The sequence below is a fragment of the Flavobacterium sp. CG_23.5 genome (assembly GCF_017875765.1).
Lineage (GTDB): Bacteria > Bacteroidota > Bacteroidia > Flavobacteriales > Flavobacteriaceae > Flavobacterium.
The window spans coordinates 2591622-2609946 of record NZ_JAGGNA010000001.1; the positions used below are offsets into that span (position 1 = coordinate 2591622).

18 protein-coding genes and 1 pseudogene are annotated in these 18325 nt (G+C 34.2%); 11 read left to right on the forward strand and 8 right to left on the reverse strand.

The genetic code is table 11. From position 1 onward, the window contains the following. Positions 1-94 precede the first annotated feature (94 nt). The 5 genes from H4V97_RS11175 to H4V97_RS11195 all read left to right on the forward strand — a co-directional run bounded on the left by H4V97_RS11175 (position 95) and on the right by H4V97_RS11195 (position 6126). Complete coding sequence (locus H4V97_RS11175; RefSeq protein ID WP_209549748.1) at positions 95-3139, forward strand: leucine--tRNA ligase; 3045 nt, start codon at positions 95-97, stop codon at positions 3137-3139. 250 nt (positions 3140-3389) lie between these two features. Further along, positions 3390-4238 carry an alpha/beta fold hydrolase gene (locus tag H4V97_RS11180; protein ID WP_209549749.1) on the forward strand — a complete coding sequence of 283 codons (849 nt, stop codon included), beginning with the start codon at positions 3390-3392 and terminating at the stop codon, positions 4236-4238. A gap of 2 nt (positions 4239-4240) precedes the next feature. Further along, positions 4241-4711 carry an RNA polymerase sigma factor gene (locus H4V97_RS11185; protein ID WP_196851418.1) on the forward strand — a complete coding sequence of 157 codons (471 nt, stop codon included), beginning with the start codon at positions 4241-4243 and terminating at the stop codon, positions 4709-4711. Beyond that, complete coding sequence (locus H4V97_RS11190) at positions 4701-5297, forward strand: hypothetical protein (RefSeq protein WP_209549750.1); 597 nt, start codon at positions 4701-4703, stop codon at positions 5295-5297. Before H4V97_RS11185 ends, H4V97_RS11190 begins: the two co-directional genes overlap by 11 nt. Positions 5298-5436: 139 nt before the next feature. Beyond that, positions 5437-6126: a zinc metallopeptidase gene (locus H4V97_RS11195; RefSeq protein ID WP_209549751.1), complete on the forward strand. Its 690-nt coding sequence runs from the start codon at positions 5437-5439 to the stop codon at positions 6124-6126. A gap of 88 nt (positions 6127-6214) precedes the next feature. Here the strand turns inward: H4V97_RS11195 and H4V97_RS11200 are convergent, their stop codons facing one another. The 4 genes from H4V97_RS11200 to H4V97_RS11215 all read right to left on the reverse strand — a co-directional run bounded on the left by H4V97_RS11200 (position 6215) and on the right by H4V97_RS11215 (position 9690). Next, complete coding sequence (locus tag H4V97_RS11200) at positions 6215-6685, reverse strand: Lrp/AsnC family transcriptional regulator (protein ID WP_073208966.1); 471 nt, start codon at positions 6683-6685, stop codon at positions 6215-6217. 170 nt (positions 6686-6855) lie between these two features. Then, on the reverse strand, positions 6856-7605 hold the full coding sequence (locus H4V97_RS11205) for a uroporphyrinogen-III synthase (protein WP_196851415.1): 750 nt from the start codon (positions 7603-7605) through the stop codon (positions 6856-6858). 14 nt (positions 7606-7619) lie between these two features. Then, positions 7620-8291, reverse strand: coding sequence for a DUF4271 domain-containing protein (locus H4V97_RS11210; RefSeq protein WP_196851414.1), 672 nt, complete (start codon positions 8289-8291; stop codon positions 7620-7622). Positions 8292-8469: 178 nt separating this feature from the next. Then, a complete protein-coding gene (locus H4V97_RS11215) occupies positions 8470-9690 on the reverse strand; it encodes an IS4 family transposase (RefSeq protein ID WP_196851623.1) in 1221 nt (406 codons plus the stop codon). Between the two features lie 168 nt (positions 9691-9858). Here H4V97_RS11215 and H4V97_RS11220 point away from each other — a divergent pair, with 168 nt between their 5' ends. The 3 genes from H4V97_RS11220 to H4V97_RS11230 are packed head-to-tail and all read left to right on the forward strand — an operon-like array spanning position 9859 to position 12369. Then, on the forward strand, positions 9859-10584 hold the full coding sequence (locus tag H4V97_RS11220; RefSeq protein WP_196851413.1) for a polyprenol monophosphomannose synthase: 726 nt from the start codon (positions 9859-9861) through the stop codon (positions 10582-10584). Positions 10585-10596: 12 nt separating this feature from the next. Continuing rightward, positions 10597-11937: a dihydroorotase gene (locus H4V97_RS11225; protein WP_196851412.1), complete on the forward strand. Its 1341-nt coding sequence runs from the start codon at positions 10597-10599 to the stop codon at positions 11935-11937. A 9-nt stretch (positions 11938-11946) separates the two neighbouring features. Then, positions 11947-12369 carry a DUF4296 domain-containing protein gene (locus H4V97_RS11230; protein ID WP_196851411.1) on the forward strand — a complete coding sequence of 141 codons (423 nt, stop codon included), beginning with the start codon at positions 11947-11949 and terminating at the stop codon, positions 12367-12369. A 12-nt stretch (positions 12370-12381) separates the two neighbouring features. On the opposite strand, the gene H4V97_RS11235 is transcribed toward H4V97_RS11230, so the two are convergent. Then, a complete protein-coding gene (locus tag H4V97_RS11235; protein ID WP_196851410.1) occupies positions 12382-13386 on the reverse strand; it encodes an NAD-dependent epimerase/dehydratase family protein in 1005 nt (334 codons plus the stop codon). Between the two features lie 134 nt (positions 13387-13520). On the opposite strand from H4V97_RS11235, the gene tyrS reads away from it, so the two are divergent. The 3 genes and pseudogenes from tyrS to H4V97_RS15945 all read left to right on the forward strand — a co-directional run. Further along, positions 13521-14813: a tyrosine--tRNA ligase gene (gene tyrS / locus H4V97_RS11240; protein WP_209549752.1), complete on the forward strand. Its 1293-nt coding sequence runs from the start codon at positions 13521-13523 to the stop codon at positions 14811-14813. Between the two features lie 30 nt (positions 14814-14843). Continuing rightward, positions 14844-15047 (forward strand): hypothetical protein, encoded by a 204-nt coding sequence (locus H4V97_RS11245; RefSeq protein ID WP_196851408.1) that lies wholly within the window; start codon positions 14844-14846, stop codon positions 15045-15047. A gap of 139 nt (positions 15048-15186) precedes the next feature. Next, a pseudogene (locus H4V97_RS15945) lies at positions 15187-15291 on the forward strand (type II toxin-antitoxin system RelE family toxin); the annotation flags it as partial. Positions 15292-15296: 5 nt separating this feature from the next. Here the strand turns inward: H4V97_RS15945 and H4V97_RS11255 are convergent. From H4V97_RS11255 to H4V97_RS11265, 3 genes are all read right to left on the reverse strand, one after another. Next, positions 15297-16277, reverse strand: coding sequence for an acyl transferase (locus H4V97_RS11255; protein ID WP_196851407.1), 981 nt, complete (start codon positions 16275-16277; stop codon positions 15297-15299). Between the two features lie 127 nt (positions 16278-16404). After that, positions 16405-16743 carry a T9SS type A sorting domain-containing protein gene (locus tag H4V97_RS11260; RefSeq protein WP_196851406.1) on the reverse strand — a complete coding sequence of 113 codons (339 nt, stop codon included), beginning with the start codon at positions 16741-16743 and terminating at the stop codon, positions 16405-16407. 112 nt (positions 16744-16855) lie between these two features. Then, entirely contained in the window at positions 16856-18067 is a 1212-nt protein-coding gene (locus H4V97_RS11265; RefSeq protein WP_196851405.1) for a hypothetical protein, read from the reverse strand. Between the last annotated feature and the right edge of the window lie 258 nt (positions 18068-18325).

Consider the following 18325-nt stretch of genomic DNA (forward strand, 5'->3'; position numbering starts at 1 on the left):
TTTCGTACAATAAACGTAAATTTGGCACCTAAAATAAACGTTTCCACTAAAAAACGCAGCAACTTAGTAACTCCGTTACTTTGAATCTTATATTATGAAATACAATCCGAACGAAATAGAGGCCAAATGGCAGAAATATTGGGCAGAAAATCAAACTTTTGCCGCACAAAATAATTCCGAAAAACCAAAACATTACGTACTTGATATGTTTCCTTATCCATCAGGAGCGGGATTGCACGTTGGGCATCCGTTGGGTTACATCGCTTCTGATGTGTATTCTCGATACAAAAGACATCAGGGTTATAATGTATTGCATCCAATGGGTTATGACAGTTTTGGGTTGCCAGCCGAACAATATGCGATTCAAACAGGTCAGCGTCCCGAAGATACTACCTCGGTAAATATTGATGGAGGAGTTGACAAAGAAGGAAATAAAATTGCCGGATACAGAAAACAGTTGGATAAAATTGGATTTTCATTCGATTGGAGTCGTGAAGTCCGTACTTCAAACCCGGATTATTACAAACATACGCAATGGATTTTCATCCAATTATTCAATTCTTGGTACAATAAAAACAGCGACAAAGCAGAAGATATTTCGACCTTGGTTTCGATTTTTGAAAAGGATGGAAATGCAAATGTCAATGCGGTTTGCGATGAAAATATAGAGATTTTTTTAGCAAATGAATGGAACGCTTTCGCAAAAGAACAGCAGGAGAAAATCCTTTTACAATATAGATTGACATATTTGGCCGAGACTGAGGTAAACTGGTGTCCGGGATTAGGGACGGTTTTGGCGAATGACGAAATTGTAAACGGTGTTTCGGAACGTGGTGGTTTTACGGTTGTCCGTAAAAAAATGACCCAATGGAGCATGCGAATTTCTGCTTATGCAGAGCGTTTGTTACAAGGTTTGAATGATATTGACTGGAGTGAAAGCATCAAGGAAAGCCAGAGAAACTGGATTGGAAAATCCGTTGGAGCGACTGTTTCTTTTAAGCTAAAGGAACATGAAGCTGATATCCCAGTTTTCACTACTCGTCCTGATACCATTTTTGGAGTTACGTTTATGACATTGGCACCGGAACATGAGTTGGTTGCTCAAATTACCACTCCAGAACAAAAATCGGAAGTAGAATCCTATATAGAAAAAACATCAAAACGTTCTGAAAGAGAACGTATGGCTGATGTAAAAACTATTTCGGGAGTATTTACTGGAGCGTATGCAGAACATCCGTTTACCAAAGAACCCATTCCGGTTTGGATTGGGGATTATGTTTTGGCGGGTTACGGAACAGGAGCTGTTATGGCGGTTCCTTGTGGAGACGAAAGAGATTATGCTTTTGCAAATTTCTTCAAAGGTCAAAACGGAATGCAGGAAATCAAGAACATTTTTGCGAATGTGGATATTTCCAAAGAAGCGTATGGTTCTAAAGACATTGTCATTATTGCCAATTCTGATTTCTTGAATGGATTGAATTACAAAGAAGCGACCAAAAAAGTTATCGAGGAATTAGAAAAATTAAATCAAGGAAAAGGAAAAACCAATTACCGTTTGCGTGATGCCGTTTTCTCTCGCCAAAGATATTGGGGAGAACCATTTCCGGTGTATTATGTGAATGGCTTGCCGCAAATGATTGATCCAAAATATTTGCCAATCATTTTGCCAGAAGTAGAGAAATACTTGCCAACCGAAGAGGGATTACCGCCTTTAGGAAATGCAACAATTTGGGCTTGGGATACCAAAAACAATGAAGTTATCAATACAGATTTAGTAGATAATAATACCGTTTTCCCTTTAGAATTGAACACGATGCCGGGTTGGGCAGGAAGTTCATGGTATTGGATGCGTTATATGGATGCGCATAATGAAACTGAATTTGCCAGTAAAGAGGCGCTAAAATATTGGGAAAGCGTAGATTTGTACATTGGCGGGAGCGAACACGCAACAGGTCATTTATTATATTCTCGTTTTTGGAATAAATTCTTAAAAGATAAAGGTTTTGCCCCAACAGAAGAACCATTCAAGAAACTGATTAATCAGGGAATGATTTTGGGAATGAGTGCTTTTGTGCATAAAATTAAGAACATTGGATATTTTAAAAATAATGATAAAGACGAAATATTTAATGATTTATTCGATGATTTATTAGGTAATGTAGTTATTTCATATGACTTGTTAGAAGGGAAAAAAGAATATGATGCTGTAGCCGGAGAATTATATAATTTAGGAAATATTGCAAATGGAGTTAATTTTGATTTTTCAGTATTGACAAATTTAGGATTTGAGTTAGATAAAATAACTTTTACAACTTACCAAAGTCATTCTCCATTAGAACATGTAAATGTGCAGGATGAATTAGATTTTGAAAGATATAATATATGGAACAGGGAGGATTTAATTAAAGAACCGATTGTTAACTCAAAGGGGAAAATAAAAGTTTCACGCGAAATCGAAAAAATGTCAAAATCGAAATACAATGTGGTGACTCCAGATGATATTTGTAACGAATACGGAGCAGATACCTTGCGTTTGTATGAGATGTTCTTAGGACCATTGGAACAAGCAAAACCATGGAATACTGCAGGAATTTCGGGAGTTTTTGGTTTCTTGAAAAAACTGTGCCGTTTGTATTTTGATGAAAATGGTTTGATTGTCACCAATAACGAACCCACAAAAGACAACTTGAAAAGTTTACACAAAACCATCAAAAAAGTGGCGGAAGATATTGAGAGTTTCTCATTCAATACATCGGTTTCTCAGTTTATGATTTGTGTGAATGAATTGTCAACTCAAAATTGTCATTCTCGTGCCATTCTGGAACCATTGGCTATTGTGATTTCGCCTTATGCGCCACACATTGCCGAAGAATTATGGTCGTTATTAGGGAATGCAGGTTCGATTGCAACGGTTGATTTTCCAATATTTGAGGCGCAACATTTAGTGGAAAGCAACAAGGAATATCCAGTTTCATTCAATGGAAAAATGCGTTTCACTATGGTTTTACCTTTGGATTTAACCAAAGAACAAATCGAGGAAGTTGTAATGAAAGACGAAAGAACCATCAAACAATTAGAAGGAAGAACACCAAATAAAGTGATTATTGTTCCGGGGAAAATAATTAATTTGGTTGGTTAATAGGAATATGACGAATGGTAAAGTTGCACTGCAGTGCGTCTTTACAAGGAATATTAAAATCCAAATTTCAACAATTGTTGAAATTTGGATTTTTTTGTGTTTCTTTTTTTATTTTAGACCTCGTGTTTATTGAGGTTTGCTGTTTACTAATCAATTATCTAAAAAAAAATATTTTATAATTTGTAACATTTTAATAATTCCCGTATCCAAAGGCAGGATCCAATTAATTAACAATTTAAATCTATTAAAAATGAAAAATTATATCTTCTTGCCTATCGTTCTGTTATTTTCAGCATTGTGTTTAAATGTATTTGGACAAACTAAATCATATCCCTTTGAGGTTGCCAAAACTGGAAACGGAAAGCAATCCATAATCTTCTTGCCTGGATTTGCCAGTTCTGGCGATGTTTGGAATGAAACAAAATCTAATTTTGAAAAAGATTTTACGTGTTACACTTTTACAATGGCTGGTTTTGCCGGAGTTAAACCACAACCCAACGCTTCATTTAAAAATTGGGAAATAGAAATTGTGAACTATATTAAAGCAAATAAAATAGAAAAACCAATTATAGTTGGTCACAGTATGGGTGGAGGACTTGCGTTGGCTATTGCTTCGGATTATCCTGAGCTAATAAGTAAAATTGCAGTTGTTGATGCGCTTCCTTGTTTGGCAGCTTTGAGAGACCCGTCTTTTAAATCGCAAGAAAATAACAATTGTGCTTCAATGGTCAATCAAATAGCGGCTATGCCTGAAGATGACTTCTATCAAATGCAGAAAAGGAACATGGCTATGCTTTTAGCAGATGCCTCAAAACAAGATGAAGCAATAAGTTGGAGTATGAAATCAAACCGAACAACTTTTGGTGAAATGTATTGTGATTTTTCAAATACCGATTTGAGAGATAAAATTGCAACAATAAAATGTCCTTCATTAATAGTATTGGAATTTGGTTTTTCAAATTATAAAGCTCCTATAGAAGCACAATATAAAAACTTAAAAACCGCCAGTTTTGAATATGCAAACAAAGGCTTACACTTTATTATGTATGACGACAAAGATTGGTATCTAGCACAACTAAGTAATTTTATAAAATCATAACAATGGAGTTTGAACAACTATACAAATCCTATTGGCAAAAGGTTTTTCGATTGTGCATGGGTTACGTAAATGATTATGATATTGCACAGGACATTGCACAGGAAACATTTATTATTGTTTGGCAAAAACTCCACACGTTTAGAAATGAATCGGGTGTTGGAACTTGGATTTTCCGAATTGCATCGAACAATTGCTTGAGACAAATTGATAAAGAAAAACGATTTCCCAAGTCGGAACTTCCAATAAATATTACCGAAGAAAAACACTATTCGGTAGAACCTCAGATTCAATTTTTGTACAAATGCATTGCCGAATTGCCAGAAATCGATCGTATCATTATTTCACTCGAACTGGAAGAGGTCAAACAAGCTGAAATTGCTAATATCGTGGGACTCTCAGAAGCCAATACAAGAGTGAAAATTCATAGAATAAAAGAAAGATTAACCCAAAAATTTAAAGAAAATGGACAATAATATAGACTTTAAAGATTTATGGAAACAACAGGCTGTAATTCCGCTAAATATGGAAGAATTGCTTTCTAAAGTTAAACATTTCAAGAGCGTAAGTATGAGAAAATTAATTTTTACAAATGTGCTGCTTATCGCGACAAGTGCGTTTATTATTTTTATCTGGTATAAGTATCAACCTGAGTTTATTTCAACCAAAATTGGTATTATTTTAATCATTATGGCAATGGCCATTTATTTATTCGTGTACAATAAATTAATTGGATTTTATAAAACTATTGATGGTACTCAAAGTAATAGTGACTACCTGCAAAGATTAATTTCCATTAAAACAAGACAGCAGTTCTTGCAATCGACAGTTTTAAGTCTGTATTTTATAATGCTTGGTTTAGGGTTATGTTTGTATATGTTTGAATACGCATGCCAAATGACAATCTTTTGGGGAATTTTTACTTATGTAGTTATGTTTGGATGGATTGGGTTTACGTGGTTTTATTTACGTCCGAGAGAAATAAAAAAGGAAAATTCGAAAATCGATAATCTGATTGATAAATTTCAAAGAATTAATGATCAATTAGAAGCAGATTTGTAGTTTTTTCAATGACAAATTAATTAAGGTCATTTCATGTTATTTTTTTATTTAACGAATGCCAAATTGACAATTTAAAAAATTGGTTCAGATTTTGTTATTTCTTTTATAACTTTAAACACTACAATTAAAAAACAAAAATATGGGAATGAGTTATATAGTTCTAGCCGGAGCAATTATGCTTTTTAGTTGGTTAGTAAGTTCCAGGCTGAAAAGCAAATTTGAATATTATTCTAAATTGCAGTTACAAAACGGGATGAGTGGTGCTGAAATCGCCGAAAAAATGTTGGCTGATAACGGAATTCGCGATGTGCGAGTAATCTCAGTTGCGGGACAATTAACAGATCACTACAATCCATTGGATAAAACAGTGAATTTAAGTGAAGCGGTTTACAACCAAAGAAATGCGGCAGCAGCAGCAGTTGCGGCTCACGAATGTGGTCACGCAGTGCAACATGCAGTGGGATATCAGTGGTTGACAATGCGTTCTAAATTAGTTCCGGTAGTAAATGTTGCATCAACTTATATGCAATGGATTTTACTGGCAGGTATATTGATGATTCGTACTTTTCCACAATTGCTATTAGTAGGAATTATAATTTTTGCTGCTACGACTTTGTTTTCGATTATCACATTACCGGTAGAATACGATGCCAGCCATCGAGCATTAGCTTGGTTAGAAAGTAAAAATATGCTCACGCAGCAGGAACAGGCTGGTGCCAAGGATTCTCTTAAATGGGCAGCAAGAACCTATGTGGTAGCTGCTCTAGGTTCTATCGCGACCTTGCTGTATTATATTTCCATTTATATGGGAGGGAACAGGAGAAATTAAAGCTTCTTGAGTAAACTATAAAAACCGTCTTGTGAAAACAAGGCGTTTTTTTGCCAAAAAACTAAATTCACGATTATCCCACGCAAAATTATAACTGTATCTGTCTGTCAATTTGCTGGTCTAATGAAATAAAGGTTTCGGTTCTGGAAACCCCTTCTATCGCCTGTATTTTTGTGTTCAGCAATTGCATGAGATGTTCATTATCCCGACAAATAATTTTAATTAGGATAGACCAGTTTCCTGTGGTGTAATGACATTCTAACACTTCGGGAATTTTCTTTAAATCCCTTACTGCTTCAGGATTTCTTGCCGCTTTGTCTAAGTAAATCCCCACAAATGCCATTGTATTGTAACCTAGAATTTTGTTATTTACCGTAAACTTTGAACCCGAAATCACTCCGGATTGTTCGAGCTTTCGCAAACGTTGATGAATGGCAGCGCCTGAAATTCCTATTTTGTTGGCGATTTGGAGAATTGGCATTCTAGCATCTTCCATCAAGAAACGTAAAATTTCTTTATCGATACCATCTATTTCTACCACTAATGAATTGATTTTCATAAATTGTTGTTTGAAACTAAAGAATACTATTTAGTTTTAATTTAGAATCAAATTTAAGTAAAAAACGAATAATAGGAATGGAAAATGATTGTTTTGTAATTGTTGCATAAAAACAACCATCCGTTTTGGCGGATGGTTGTTTGTGATATATTAAAATAATAAATTTAAATCTATTTCGTTTTATTCGTTTCGGTAATGTATTTTTCCAATGCCATTGTCATAGATGGAGTTCCAGGAGTTGGAGCCATGATGTCAACTCTTAAACCGCGGTCTAATGCTTCTTTTTGAGTCGTACTTCCAAAAACGGCTATTCTGGTATTGTTTTGTTCAAAATCTGGAAAATTCATAAACAATGATTTTATTCCGGTTGGGCTAAAGAAAGCCAAAACATCATAATATACATCGGCTAAATCCGATAAATCACTCATGACCGTTTTATAAAAAATAGCTGGAGTCCAATCTACTTTTAATGCATTAAGCGTGATTGGCGCATCAGCATTCAATTGATCTGAGGCAGGTAATAAGAATTTTTCGTCTTTGTATTTTTTTATCAATGGAGACAAATCGGCAAAATCTTTAGGTCCAACATAGATTTTACGTTTTCGATAGACTACATATTTTTGCAGGTAAAACGCAATAGCTTCGGACTGGCAAAAGTATTTTAATCCTTCGGGAACTTTATAACGCATTTCATCAGCAACCCTAAAGAAGTGATCAACAGCATTTCTACTTGTTAGAATAATAGCGGTATATTGATTGAGATCAATTTTTTGGAGTCTAATTTCTTTTGCACTTACTCCTTCAACATGGATAAAAGGTCTGAAATCAATTTTTACTTTATGCCTTTGTTGAAGCTCAAAGTATGGAGAATTTTCCACTTTAGGTTCTGGTTGCGATACCAAAATTGTTTTCACTTTCATATTTAAAACGGTTTCTAAGCACTCCCTTTTGTAAACCAATAATACATAAAATAATAGGGAGCTATTTCAAGAGTGCAAAGATATAAAATAAAGTAAAACAACTTACTTAATATTAAATTTTGATAGTTTTTTATTGAAATTAAATAGCTTATTAAGTTGGCACCTACTACTATAGCTATAAATAGTAAAAGTATATTTTTTGATAAGGAGTCATAATAGAACAGAATAATGTTGATTGGGAGTATGAATAATCCGATATAAGTTCTATAAGTAACCTTTTGAAGGTTAAATTGTTCAACAAATTCTTCGATATTAAAGGACGTAGCGATTATTTTCTCGATTAAATATTTCGATAAAATAAAAAAAATAAGGAAGGTGATTATTTGAATATATAAAATCCAATCTGTTTTTAAGGCTTTACCAAAATAACTTAGTGAAAGCTGGATGAAAAAAGCAAATGAAATTACTTGTACGAAAAATAATGAAATGGTAAATCCGCTTCTAAGGTGACTGCTGTCGCGGTAAACTTTAGTGTATTTATCGGAAAAAATTAAATTTGCAAAATCACCAAAACGATTTTCGGAAATGGATTTTGTCAGTGCGACAATTCCAAACGACAACACAAATAAAAGTGTTGCCCAGTCTTTATTTTCGATTATTCTCGGGTTAAGTACTTGTTCAATCATAGCGATGCAAAATTACTGATTTTTTATCATTGTTGTCCGATAAAAAATCACGGAACGTTTATTTTTCTATTTATTTTGGCACTTCACGAGGTTTTAGCCTGCTTTAGCTTGTTTTTGAGTACTGTCTTGAGAATTTGATAAATGAAAAAATATAATTTTTAGTTTCATTTATCGAATTTTATCCCGTAGCCAAATAATCATCAAACAAACCTAATTGAACATCGTCGTCCCCGTCGAGTTTCCATTGTTTTTCGGGACTTTCTAAAAATTTAGTTAGATGAATATAGTTGAATAAATGAATTCTACAAAAACTTACTAAATTTGAAAAAGACCATTGTCTCTTTAGACTTTTCTTTATAACTCCTAATAAGAGATTTACTATTAAGACGCAATAAATTTGAATTTTAATAGCATTTTCATTGTCTCCTAAGAAATATTTTAGCGGGAAATTTTGCTTGATTTGTTTGAATAACAATTCTATTTGCCACCTTATTTTATAAAGTGCCGCTATTGTGTCTGCTCTAAATTCAAACAAATTACTAATAAACTCAAAGCTTCTTTTGTGTTCTCTGTCATAGTATTTTATTTTTCTTAATTTCAATTTGGTTTTACCACTTTCATTATTTACTCCAACCTCAATAATTTCGTCTGATAAAACACCGCTGTGAATGTTCCCTGGAATGTCATTCTTTTGGGTTACTTCGTACTTTGCATTGTCTTTTATTCGAGTTACAAAACCTGTATTTTGTTCGGAAAAATGTGCAAAAGCCTTATAATCAATGTATCCTTTATCGAATATATAAACAGTATGTTCATCGCATTTTAGCTTTTCTAAAAACTGATGGTCGTGAGTTGTTGCAGGTGTAAACCAAACTAAATTGGGAACTTTTTCATCGGCATTTATCACAGTATGCGACTTGATTCCGCCCTTGCTTTTTCCGTCAGCAGACTTTCTTCCAACACACTTTAAGATGTCTTTAAACAGGCTTATTGTGGTGCTGTCAACAATTTTAATCTTTTTCCCTAAGGCTATCTCAATTCGACTGTCCGATAAAACAAAGCTATGTTTCTCGAGCAGATTGTTATAAATTTCTTGAAAAAATTCTACTTTTCTACCCTTGTTTGCGTCTGCCAAAGTACTCTTTTTGGGAAGATGATTAATTCGAACTGTTTCCTCTTTACCTGATAAACCTACCATTCCCCCAGAAACCTCACGCAATGAATTACACTTTTCTAAACAGCAAAAAACCATACTAAACAAATGATCCTTGCATTTGAAATGTTTGACATACCTATCTGAATCATACTTTTTAACTGCTTTGCTAATCATCGAATCATCTATTAAAGAAATCAGCTGTCCGAAAACAGATTTACTCGAAAAATACTTATTTTTACCCATCGTTATTTGAATTTTGCAACTCTAAATTACGATTATTTTAAGAAGCCATTAATTTGGCTTCTTTTTTATCGGACAACAATGATTTTTTATATCATTCTTTTTATTATAATTTTATTATGAATGAAATCGTATAAAAAGTTTACTTTTGCGGTGAAATTACTCTAAAATATGAACGATTCCATTGTTATAATCCCCACCTATAACGAAATTGAAAATATAGAAAGCATTATTAGATCGGTGCTTTCCCAACACAAACTTTTTCACGTTCTTATTATTGATGATAATTCGCCAGATCACACTGCTGATAAAGTGCTTCAACTGCAATCGGAATTTTCAGGCAGATTATTTTTAGAAAAAAGAGCAAAAAAATCAGGTTTAGGAACGGCGTATGTTCATGGTTTTAAATGGGCATTGGAACGGAAATATGAATTTATTTTCGAAATGGATGCTGATTTTTCCCATAATCCAAAAGATTTAGAAAAATTATATAATGCTTGTCATTTAGGAGATGCTGATTTAGCGGTCGGATCTCGATATGTTACCGGTGTAAATGTGGTTAACTGGCCTTTAAGCCGGGTTTTACTGTCGTATTTTGCATCAGTATATGTGAAGTTTATTACCGGAATGGTGATTCATGATGCTACGGCTGGGTTCGTTTGTTACAGAAGAAAAGTATTGGAAGAAATCAATTTAGATAAAATAAAATTTGTTGGTTATGCGTTTCAAATTGAAATGAAGTACAGAACCTATTGTAAAAAATTTCAAATTGTTGAGGTACCTATTATTTTTACAGATAGAACTAGAGGTCAATCTAAAATGAGTAATTCTATTATTGTTGAAGCGGTTTTTGGGGTTATTGCACTTAGATTGAAAAGATTAATTAACACATTATAAGAAAAAGATACGATGAACAGGATTTTAATTAAGAATGCCAAAATAGTAAATGAAGGAGTGATTTTTGAAGGCGATGTATTAATTGAAAATGACTTAATTGTTGAAATTTCAGAAAGTATAAGTGCCAAATCATCTCAATGTATGATTATTGATGCCGAAGGGAATTATTTAATGCCCGGTGCCATTGATGATCAAGTGCATTTTAGGGAGCCAGGACTTACTTATAAAGGAGATATTGAATCAGAATCTAGAGCGGCTGTTGCAGGTGGAATCACTTCTTATATTGAACAACCTAATACGGTGCCAAATGCGGTTACCCAAGAAATATTAGAGCAAAAATATGAAATCGCTGCAGAGAAATCATACGCCAATTATTCTTTTATGATGGGCGCCACTAATGATAATTTGGACGAAGTTCTAAAAACAAATCCAAAGAATGTTGCAGGAATAAAAATATTTTTGGGATCATCCACAGGTAATATGTTGGTTGATAATGAAGTCACTTTAGAAAAAATATTTTCCAGTACACCCCTGCTTATTGCAGTGCATTGTGAGGATGAAGGCACAATCCAAAAGAACTTAGCAAAATATAAAGAAGAATTTGGCGACGATGTTCCGGTAACGGCTCACCATTTAATTCGCAGTGAAGAGGCTTGTTATATTTCTTCTTCAAAAGCGGTGGCTCTGGCTAAAAAAACAGGAGCTCGTTTGCACGTGTTTCATCTTTCTACAGCCAAGGAAATGGATTTGTTTACCAACAAAATCCCATTGGAAGATAAAAAAATAACAGCCGAAGTTTGTATTCATCATTTATGGTTTACCAATGATGATTATGCTACTAAAGGCAACCTAATAAAATGGAATCCTGCGGTAAAAACGGCTAATGATAGAAAAGTACTTTGGGAAGCCCTGCTAGATGATAGAATTGATGTCATTGCTACGGATCATGCTCCACATACTTTAGAAGAGAAAAAACAATCGTATCTGAAAGCGCCTGCTGGTGGTCCATTAGTGCAACATGCTGTTGTGGCTATGTTTGAAGCTCATCACCAAGGAAAAATAAGTGTTGAAAAAATTGTGGAGAAAATGTGTCATAATCCAGCCAAGATTTTCAAAATCGAGAAACGCGGTTTTATCAAAGAAGGATATTATGCCGATTTAGTTATTGTAAATGCTGGTTTGCCATGGAGTGTAAAAAAAGAAAATATTCTGGCTAAATGCGGATGGTCTCCTTTTGAAGGATATACATTTAAATCTAGAATTACGCATACTTTTGTAAACGGACAATTGGTTTATAATAATTTTAAAGTAAAAGAAATTCGTGCGGGAAAAAGAATGTTGTTTGACAGATAAAATTTAAAAATGAAGAAAATAATTATACTTTTAACGATTGTATTTGTGTTTGTAAGCTGTAAGGATGAGGTGGTTAAAAAGCCAAATCGTCTTATAGAAAAGGAAACAATGGTTAATATTATGTATGATTTGTCAGTTTTGGACGCAATCAAATATCAAAATCCTGCGTCCTTGGATACTTTTAAAATAAATCCAACTCAATATATTTATAAAAAATATAAAATAGACAGCCTTCAATTTGCACGAAGTAATGTTTACTACGCTTCTAATTATAAAGATTATTCGGATGTAGTTGATCAGATAAACGCCCGATTAACTAAAAATAAAGCATCAATAACTGCCCTTATAAAAGCTGAAGCGAAGAAAAAGAAAGCAATAAAAAAACCAATTTTACCAAAAAGTAAAGCCATAGATTCTAGCCAAGTACTATAACTAAAAAAGGGTTTAATACAAATTGGCAATTGCTTTTATGTATTGATGAATATCTAAAAAATCAGTTTTCAAAGTCTTTTTGATTTTTTCATTCGAATACTGATTTGTTGAAAAAGATGATTTTGCGGTAGCTTTAGTCATTTTCCTTTTCTGCTGAAAAATGTTCGATAGTATCCAATCTATTCTCCAGGCAATCTCGATCATTAATGGGGTTGCGTGCACGCTGGGCCTCTTTACTTTTAAGGAATCGGCTATGGTGTTTAAGAAATCTTTAAAAATTATATTGTCTGCAATTAGTGTAAATCGTTCGCTGTGGATTTCACTTTTCATCAATTGGGTTGCGATTCGAACCACATCGGTTACAGCGACAAATCCAGTACTTCCCAAAGTGTAAAATGACAATCCTTTTTTTACTTTCGTAAAAAGAACTCCGCTTCCTTGTTCCCAAAAACCTGGCCCGATAATAACTCCCGGATTGATAATTATTACTTGTAATCCTTCTTGCTGCCCACGCCATACTTCCATTTCGGCGCCATATTTAGAAATGGCGTAATCGCTGTGGTATTTTTCTGGATTCCATTCGGTTTCCTCGGTGATTTGGTTTTCGTGGGAGGCTAAATCGCCAAGTGCAGCAATTGAACTCACAAAACACAGTTTCTGTATTGCATTTGAAATACAAAAATTGACAATATTTGCGGTTCCTTCAATATTAGTTTTCCGAATTAAATCTTCGTCTTTTGGATCAAAAGAAATTAAAGCGGCGCAATGATACACGATGTCAATATTTTGAAAAGCTTTTTCTAAGGAAGGAATGTCAGTGATATCCGCTTGTATCCATTCGATTTGGTCGAATAGGAATTCTTTTTTGTACATGGAGAAAAGCGATTTGGTTTTCTCCATTGAAGCGACACTTCGATAAATAGCGCGTACTTTTTCTATCCCGATACTTTGGGATTCTATTAAATGAAGCAATAAATGTGCGCCCACTAAACCGGTTCCTCCTGTGACTAAAATCATAGTTGCAAATGTAACAAATTATCAATTTTATAATGTAACAATTAGGGTTTTAGACAATTTTTTTTCAAATTGGTACATTTTCAAATTTTCAAATTGTCTAATTAAAACTATCTTTGTCCAAATTGATTAAAAAGATGAAGAATTTTATTGAAGAAGTGACTTGGAGAGGAATGCTCCACGATGTTATGCCCGGCACAGAAGAACATTTGACGGGACAAATGCGTGTGGCGTATGTGGGAATTGACCCAACTGCCGATTCATTGCATATAGGACATTTAGTAGGTGTAATGTTATTGAAACATTTTCAATTATCCGGACACAAACCATTAGCGTTAGTGGGTGGTGCAACAGGAATGATTGGTGATCCATCAGGGAAATCGAATGAAAGAAATTTATTAGATGAAGCGACTTTGCGTCACAACCAAGAAGCTATAAAAGGACAATTGGCTCGTTTTCTGGATTTTACTTCTGATGCGCCAAATGCAGCTGAATTAGTGAATAATTACGACTGGATGAAGAACTTTTCTTTTCTGGATTTCATTCGGGATATTGGAAAGCACATTACGGTAAATTACATGATGTCTAAAGATTCAGTAAAGAAACGTTTGTCTTCTGAAGCTGCCGAAGGAATGTCATTTACGGAGTTTACCTATCAATTGGTTCAAGGATATGACTTTTTGCATTTGTACAAAAATAAAAATTGTACGCTGCAAATGGGCGGAAGTGACCAATGGGGAAACATCACTACAGGAACTGAATTAGTTCGTAGAATAGCCAGTGGAAAAGCGTATGCGTTGACTTGTCCGTTGATTACTAAAGCGGATGGAACCAAGTTTGGAAAATCAGAAGGCGGAAATATCTGGTTGGATTCTGCCAGAACTTCTCCGTATAAATTTTACCAATATTGGTTGAATACTTCGGATGTTGATGCAGAAAAATACATTAAGATTTTCACATTTTTATCGAAAGAGGAAATTGAGGTTTTAACTGAGAAACATCGAGAAGCACCACATTTACGTTTATTGCAAAAACGTTTGGCAGACGAAATTACAATAATGGTACATTCTGCAGAAGATTTAGAAAATGCGGTAAAAGCTTCGAATATTTTGTTCGGAAATTCTACTTCAGATGATCTGAAACAATTAGATGAAGCGACTTTTTTAGATGTTTTTGATGGTGTTCCGCAAGCGGAAATCTCAAGAAATGAAATTGAAACCGGAATCAATATAGTTGATGTTTTAAACGAAAAAACTGGTTTTATGAAGTCGAATGGTGAAGCGAGACGTGCATTGACAGCTAATTCTATTTCGGTAAACCGAGAAAAAGTTGCCGAAGATTTTGTGCTTTCGACGAAAGATTTGATTAATAATCAGTTTGTGCTTTTGCAAAGCGGTAAGAAAAATTATTTTGTGGTTCGGGTTAAATAATTTTATAACTTTACTAAAATATCAAAAGCTATGGAAACTCAATTTTTGACCGACGAAAAAGGAAATAGAACAGCTGTTGTATTGCCTATCAAGAAATACAATAAATTGATTGAAAAATTGGAAGATTTAGAAGACGTTCGTCTTTATGATGAAGCCAAAAGAGAGGATGATGGGTATCGTATTTCATTTGAGGATTACATGAAAACTAGAGAAGGTAAAAAGTCAAATGTATAGTATTGAATTTTCTAAAAAAGCACAAAAGAATCTTGATAAACTATCAGATGTAATTGCTGATCCAATTTTATCCGCTATAGGTGAGCTTTCTAGTAATCCTCGGCCGTAAGGTTATAAAAAATTAAAAGGAAGAAAAGGATACAGAATTCGGGTTGGAAATTATAGAGTGATTTATGAAATTTTTGACGAAGTGCTAGTGATTGATTTTATTGATTTAGGACACAGAAAAGAAATCTACGAATAACGGTTTTAAATCACCATCAAATTACACCCTCGAATATCGGAATTATCAAAACGTCCCAATACCTCGAAAGAGTTGTTGGGATTTTTTTTGCCCAAATCCTGCGTGGCAATAAACGAACAAGAATTAATATTAGCCAGATCGATTACGTTGATTCCGCCCGTTTTTCCATCTTGAATGTAGGTCAAAGCGTCTTCGGTGTCACGAACGAGGATTTGCATCCAAGAAGGGCATTCAAATACGCCGTCACCAAGAGAATAGGCTTGCGATAACAATTCGGTCATTCCATATTCAGAATGAATCGCCGAAACTCCAAAACCTTTGCATAATTGTTCGTGCAGTTCTTCCCGAATCATTTCTTTGCGCTTGCCTTTCATTCCGCCAGTTTCCATGATAATGGTATTTTGCAATTGAAAGGTATGTTTCTCAATCAAATCTAATAAAGCGTAGGTAACGCCAATCAAAATCACATTTTGTCCGGCTTGGTCTAAAGCCATGAGTTTAGCAATCAGTTCATCATGATTGTGTAGATAAAAACCACTCTCGGGATGATTTGACAGTTGAATTAAATCTTCCACCATGTAAATCAATGAAGAACCTTCTCTTTCCAGATAAGATGGCAATAGAGCCAAAACAACGTAATTTTCTATGTTACCATAAAACTGAGAAAATCCTTTGCGGTAACTTTCTTCGTAGATAGAAACGTCAGTCACTAAGTGTTTGCTGGTAATCATTCCGGTTGTTCCGCTGCTGGTAAAAGTAGCCTGAATGGGATTTGAATTAGAAACCACAGGATGGCTTTTGAAAAACTGAATGGGCAAAAACGGAATCTGTTGCAATGATTTTACTTGATGGGAATCTGTTTTTAGAAAATCACAAAATTCCCGATATACTAGGTTGTTTTCATATTGAAACCGAAACGTTTTTAAGGCTGCTTTTTCAAATTGCTTTTGAGTCGAAATGGCAAATATATCGGTAGTTGTAATCAAGATTTTTTTTTACAAAAGTAATTAAAAATTTTGGGGGGTTCTTATAAACCCAAAGTCTGCAGAAAAATTTTCCCCATAAAAAAAAGCCCTAACATTCATTAGAGCTTTAAAATTTGTAATCAAAGTTTTATCTTACGATTAACTTTCGGGTAGCGGTTGCGTTATCTTCATTAATCTTGATGATGTAAACACCGGGATTAAGATAAGCTATGCTTAATTCTCTTGAGCTAAGCATCGTTTGGAGTACTTTTTTTCCTAAAATATCAAAAATGATTATTTCTTTGTCTCCGTCATTTTTTGAAGAAATGTAAACTTTGCCGTTATTAACGGGGTTCGGGTACAAGCTCAAGCCTTCTATAGAAGCAGTTTCTTGTGTCTTTGGCTGTTGCTTGTTCTCTTGAGCTGAGAGGCTTGTTGAGAATATAAAAACCAATAAAGTAATAATATAAAAGTAGTTTTTTTTCATTAGTTCTTTTTGTTATTAGTAAAGTTACAAAAAATATTTCAAATATTATACCAAAAAAAAACATCCTGAAAATTCAGGATGTTTTTTGTTAAATATTTTTTGTTTTTATTGCTTATAGGTCGATAGCCCAACCAGTAGCCCATGAAGGTATTCCAGCTCCGTTACCAGCTCCAGTAGCTGCAGATTCTGAAGTAACTATTGCAGAAACGTTAGCGCTTAAACCACTTGTTGCAGGAGCAACAGCATTTAATTTTCCTGAAGTTTTAGTTGAAACATCAGTAGTAAAGTTTACGTTTACTGCTTTCAAAGAAGTAGGGATATTAGCAATCGTTTCATTATTTTCTACGTTGAAACCAACTTTCCATCCACTAAAGAATAAATTTGTAAAAACTCCTTTAGTTCCTCTTCTTAATTTCATCGCGTCATTTTCTAACCATGTACCAGTAGTTGGTGCGCTTCCAGGTCCAACAAGACTTAAATTAGTGATAGTAGGATTAGAAATAGGAGTGTTTGAATATCCTAATTCAAAATTATCAGCTTCAATTCCTCTATTTCCTTTTCCGAAACCTAGTTTTCCGTACCAGTTTGTGTTTGTTCCATTCCATCCTTCAGTCCAGTCAAATTGGTCATCTTCGTTTCCAATAGAAACTAAGTTAGAAGTATTAACAGTTCCACCGAAGAATTCAATTCCATCATCAGCACCGTGAAAAAATTCTACAAAATCAATTGTTGTTCCAGATCCAACACCGAATAATGACATACCATTAAATTCTTTTTCACTGTTGAAAGCTGCACCTGCGTATTCGATTCTTAAATATTTGATTGAACCAGAATTGTCAGCTGCAACAGTTCCACCGTAAGTTAAATCAGCTACTTCTGATTGAGCTGTACTTGCACCGCCAGTTACCCGATTGATAGGTGCTTTTCCGCAAATTACTACTCCACCCCAGTCTCCAGCATTTTTTGTAGCCAATCCGCTTGTCATTACAACAGGTTTAGCAGCAGTTCCATTTACATTTAATTTTCCTCCTTGGGCAATTGCAATATAAGCAGATGTACCTCCAGTACCTTGAATAACAGTACCAGCTGGGATTGTCAATGTTGCGCCACTATTTACTTGAATTTTTCCAGATAACTTGTAAGTTTTTGTTGCGTCTAATGTTACTTCTCCGTCATTAATAGTTCCTTGAAAATTGTTTGCATCTGCTGTGAAAGTAGATGAAGTAGGAGTAGATGGTGAAGGGATGTCGTTTGAACTACAGCTTGTGATTAAACCTGAAGCCAAAGCTAAAATTCCAAATAATTTTACGGTTGATTTTTTCATGATTGTTTGATAAAATTTTATATTTAATTTCTTAGTACAAAGATGCAACAAGAGTAATTTTTGCATGTTATGTAAACATGATTGTTAGTTTAATAAAATACAATCGGTATGTTAAGTTAATGTTGCTATGTTAATTAATTTTATCGAGCTAACAGGAGTTATTAACAGTTTACTTTCCCTCCCGTTGATGGTTCTTTTTTTTGGTTTTAAGATAGGGGCAGTTCATTAGATTTTAAAAAAAAAAGAACAGCTTTTGGC

Coding starts and splice junctions, on each gene's coding strand:
- H4V97_RS11175 (WP_209549748.1), top strand. CDS start 95: ATGAAATACAATCCGAACGAAATAGAGGCCAAATGGCAGAAATATTGG.
- H4V97_RS11180 (WP_209549749.1), top strand. CDS start 3,390: ATGAAAAATTATATCTTCTTGCCTATCGTTCTGTTATTTTCAGCATTG.
- H4V97_RS11185 (WP_196851418.1), top strand. CDS start 4,241: ATGGAGTTTGAACAACTATACAAATCCTATTGGCAAAAGGTTTTTCGA.
- H4V97_RS11190 (WP_209549750.1), top strand. CDS start 4,701: ATGGACAATAATATAGACTTTAAAGATTTATGGAAACAACAGGCTGTA.
- H4V97_RS11195 (WP_209549751.1), top strand. CDS start 5,437: ATGGGAATGAGTTATATAGTTCTAGCCGGAGCAATTATGCTTTTTAGT.
- H4V97_RS11200 (WP_073208966.1), bottom strand. CDS start 6,685: ATGAAAATCAATTCATTAGTGGTAGAAATAGATGGTATCGATAAAGAA.
- H4V97_RS11205 (WP_196851415.1), bottom strand. CDS start 7,605: ATGAAAGTGAAAACAATTTTGGTATCGCAACCAGAACCTAAAGTGGAA.
- H4V97_RS11210 (WP_196851414.1), bottom strand. CDS start 8,291: ATGATTGAACAAGTACTTAACCCGAGAATAATCGAAAATAAAGACTGG.
- H4V97_RS11215 (WP_196851623.1), bottom strand. CDS start 9,690: ATGGGTAAAAATAAGTATTTTTCGAGTAAATCTGTTTTCGGACAGCTG.
- H4V97_RS11220 (WP_196851413.1), top strand. CDS start 9,859: ATGAACGATTCCATTGTTATAATCCCCACCTATAACGAAATTGAAAAT.
- H4V97_RS11225 (WP_196851412.1), top strand. CDS start 10,597: ATGAACAGGATTTTAATTAAGAATGCCAAAATAGTAAATGAAGGAGTG.
- H4V97_RS11230 (WP_196851411.1), top strand. CDS start 11,947: ATGAAGAAAATAATTATACTTTTAACGATTGTATTTGTGTTTGTAAGC.
- H4V97_RS11235 (WP_196851410.1), bottom strand. CDS start 13,386: ATGATTTTAGTCACAGGAGGAACCGGTTTAGTGGGCGCACATTTATTG.
- tyrS (WP_209549752.1), top strand. CDS start 13,521: ATGAAGAATTTTATTGAAGAAGTGACTTGGAGAGGAATGCTCCACGAT.
- H4V97_RS11245 (WP_196851408.1), top strand. CDS start 14,844: ATGGAAACTCAATTTTTGACCGACGAAAAAGGAAATAGAACAGCTGTT.
- H4V97_RS11260 (WP_196851406.1), bottom strand. CDS start 16,743: ATGAAAAAAAACTACTTTTATATTATTACTTTATTGGTTTTTATATTC.
- H4V97_RS11265 (WP_196851405.1), bottom strand. CDS start 18,067: ATGAAAAAATCAACCGTAAAATTATTTGGAATTTTAGCTTTGGCTTCA.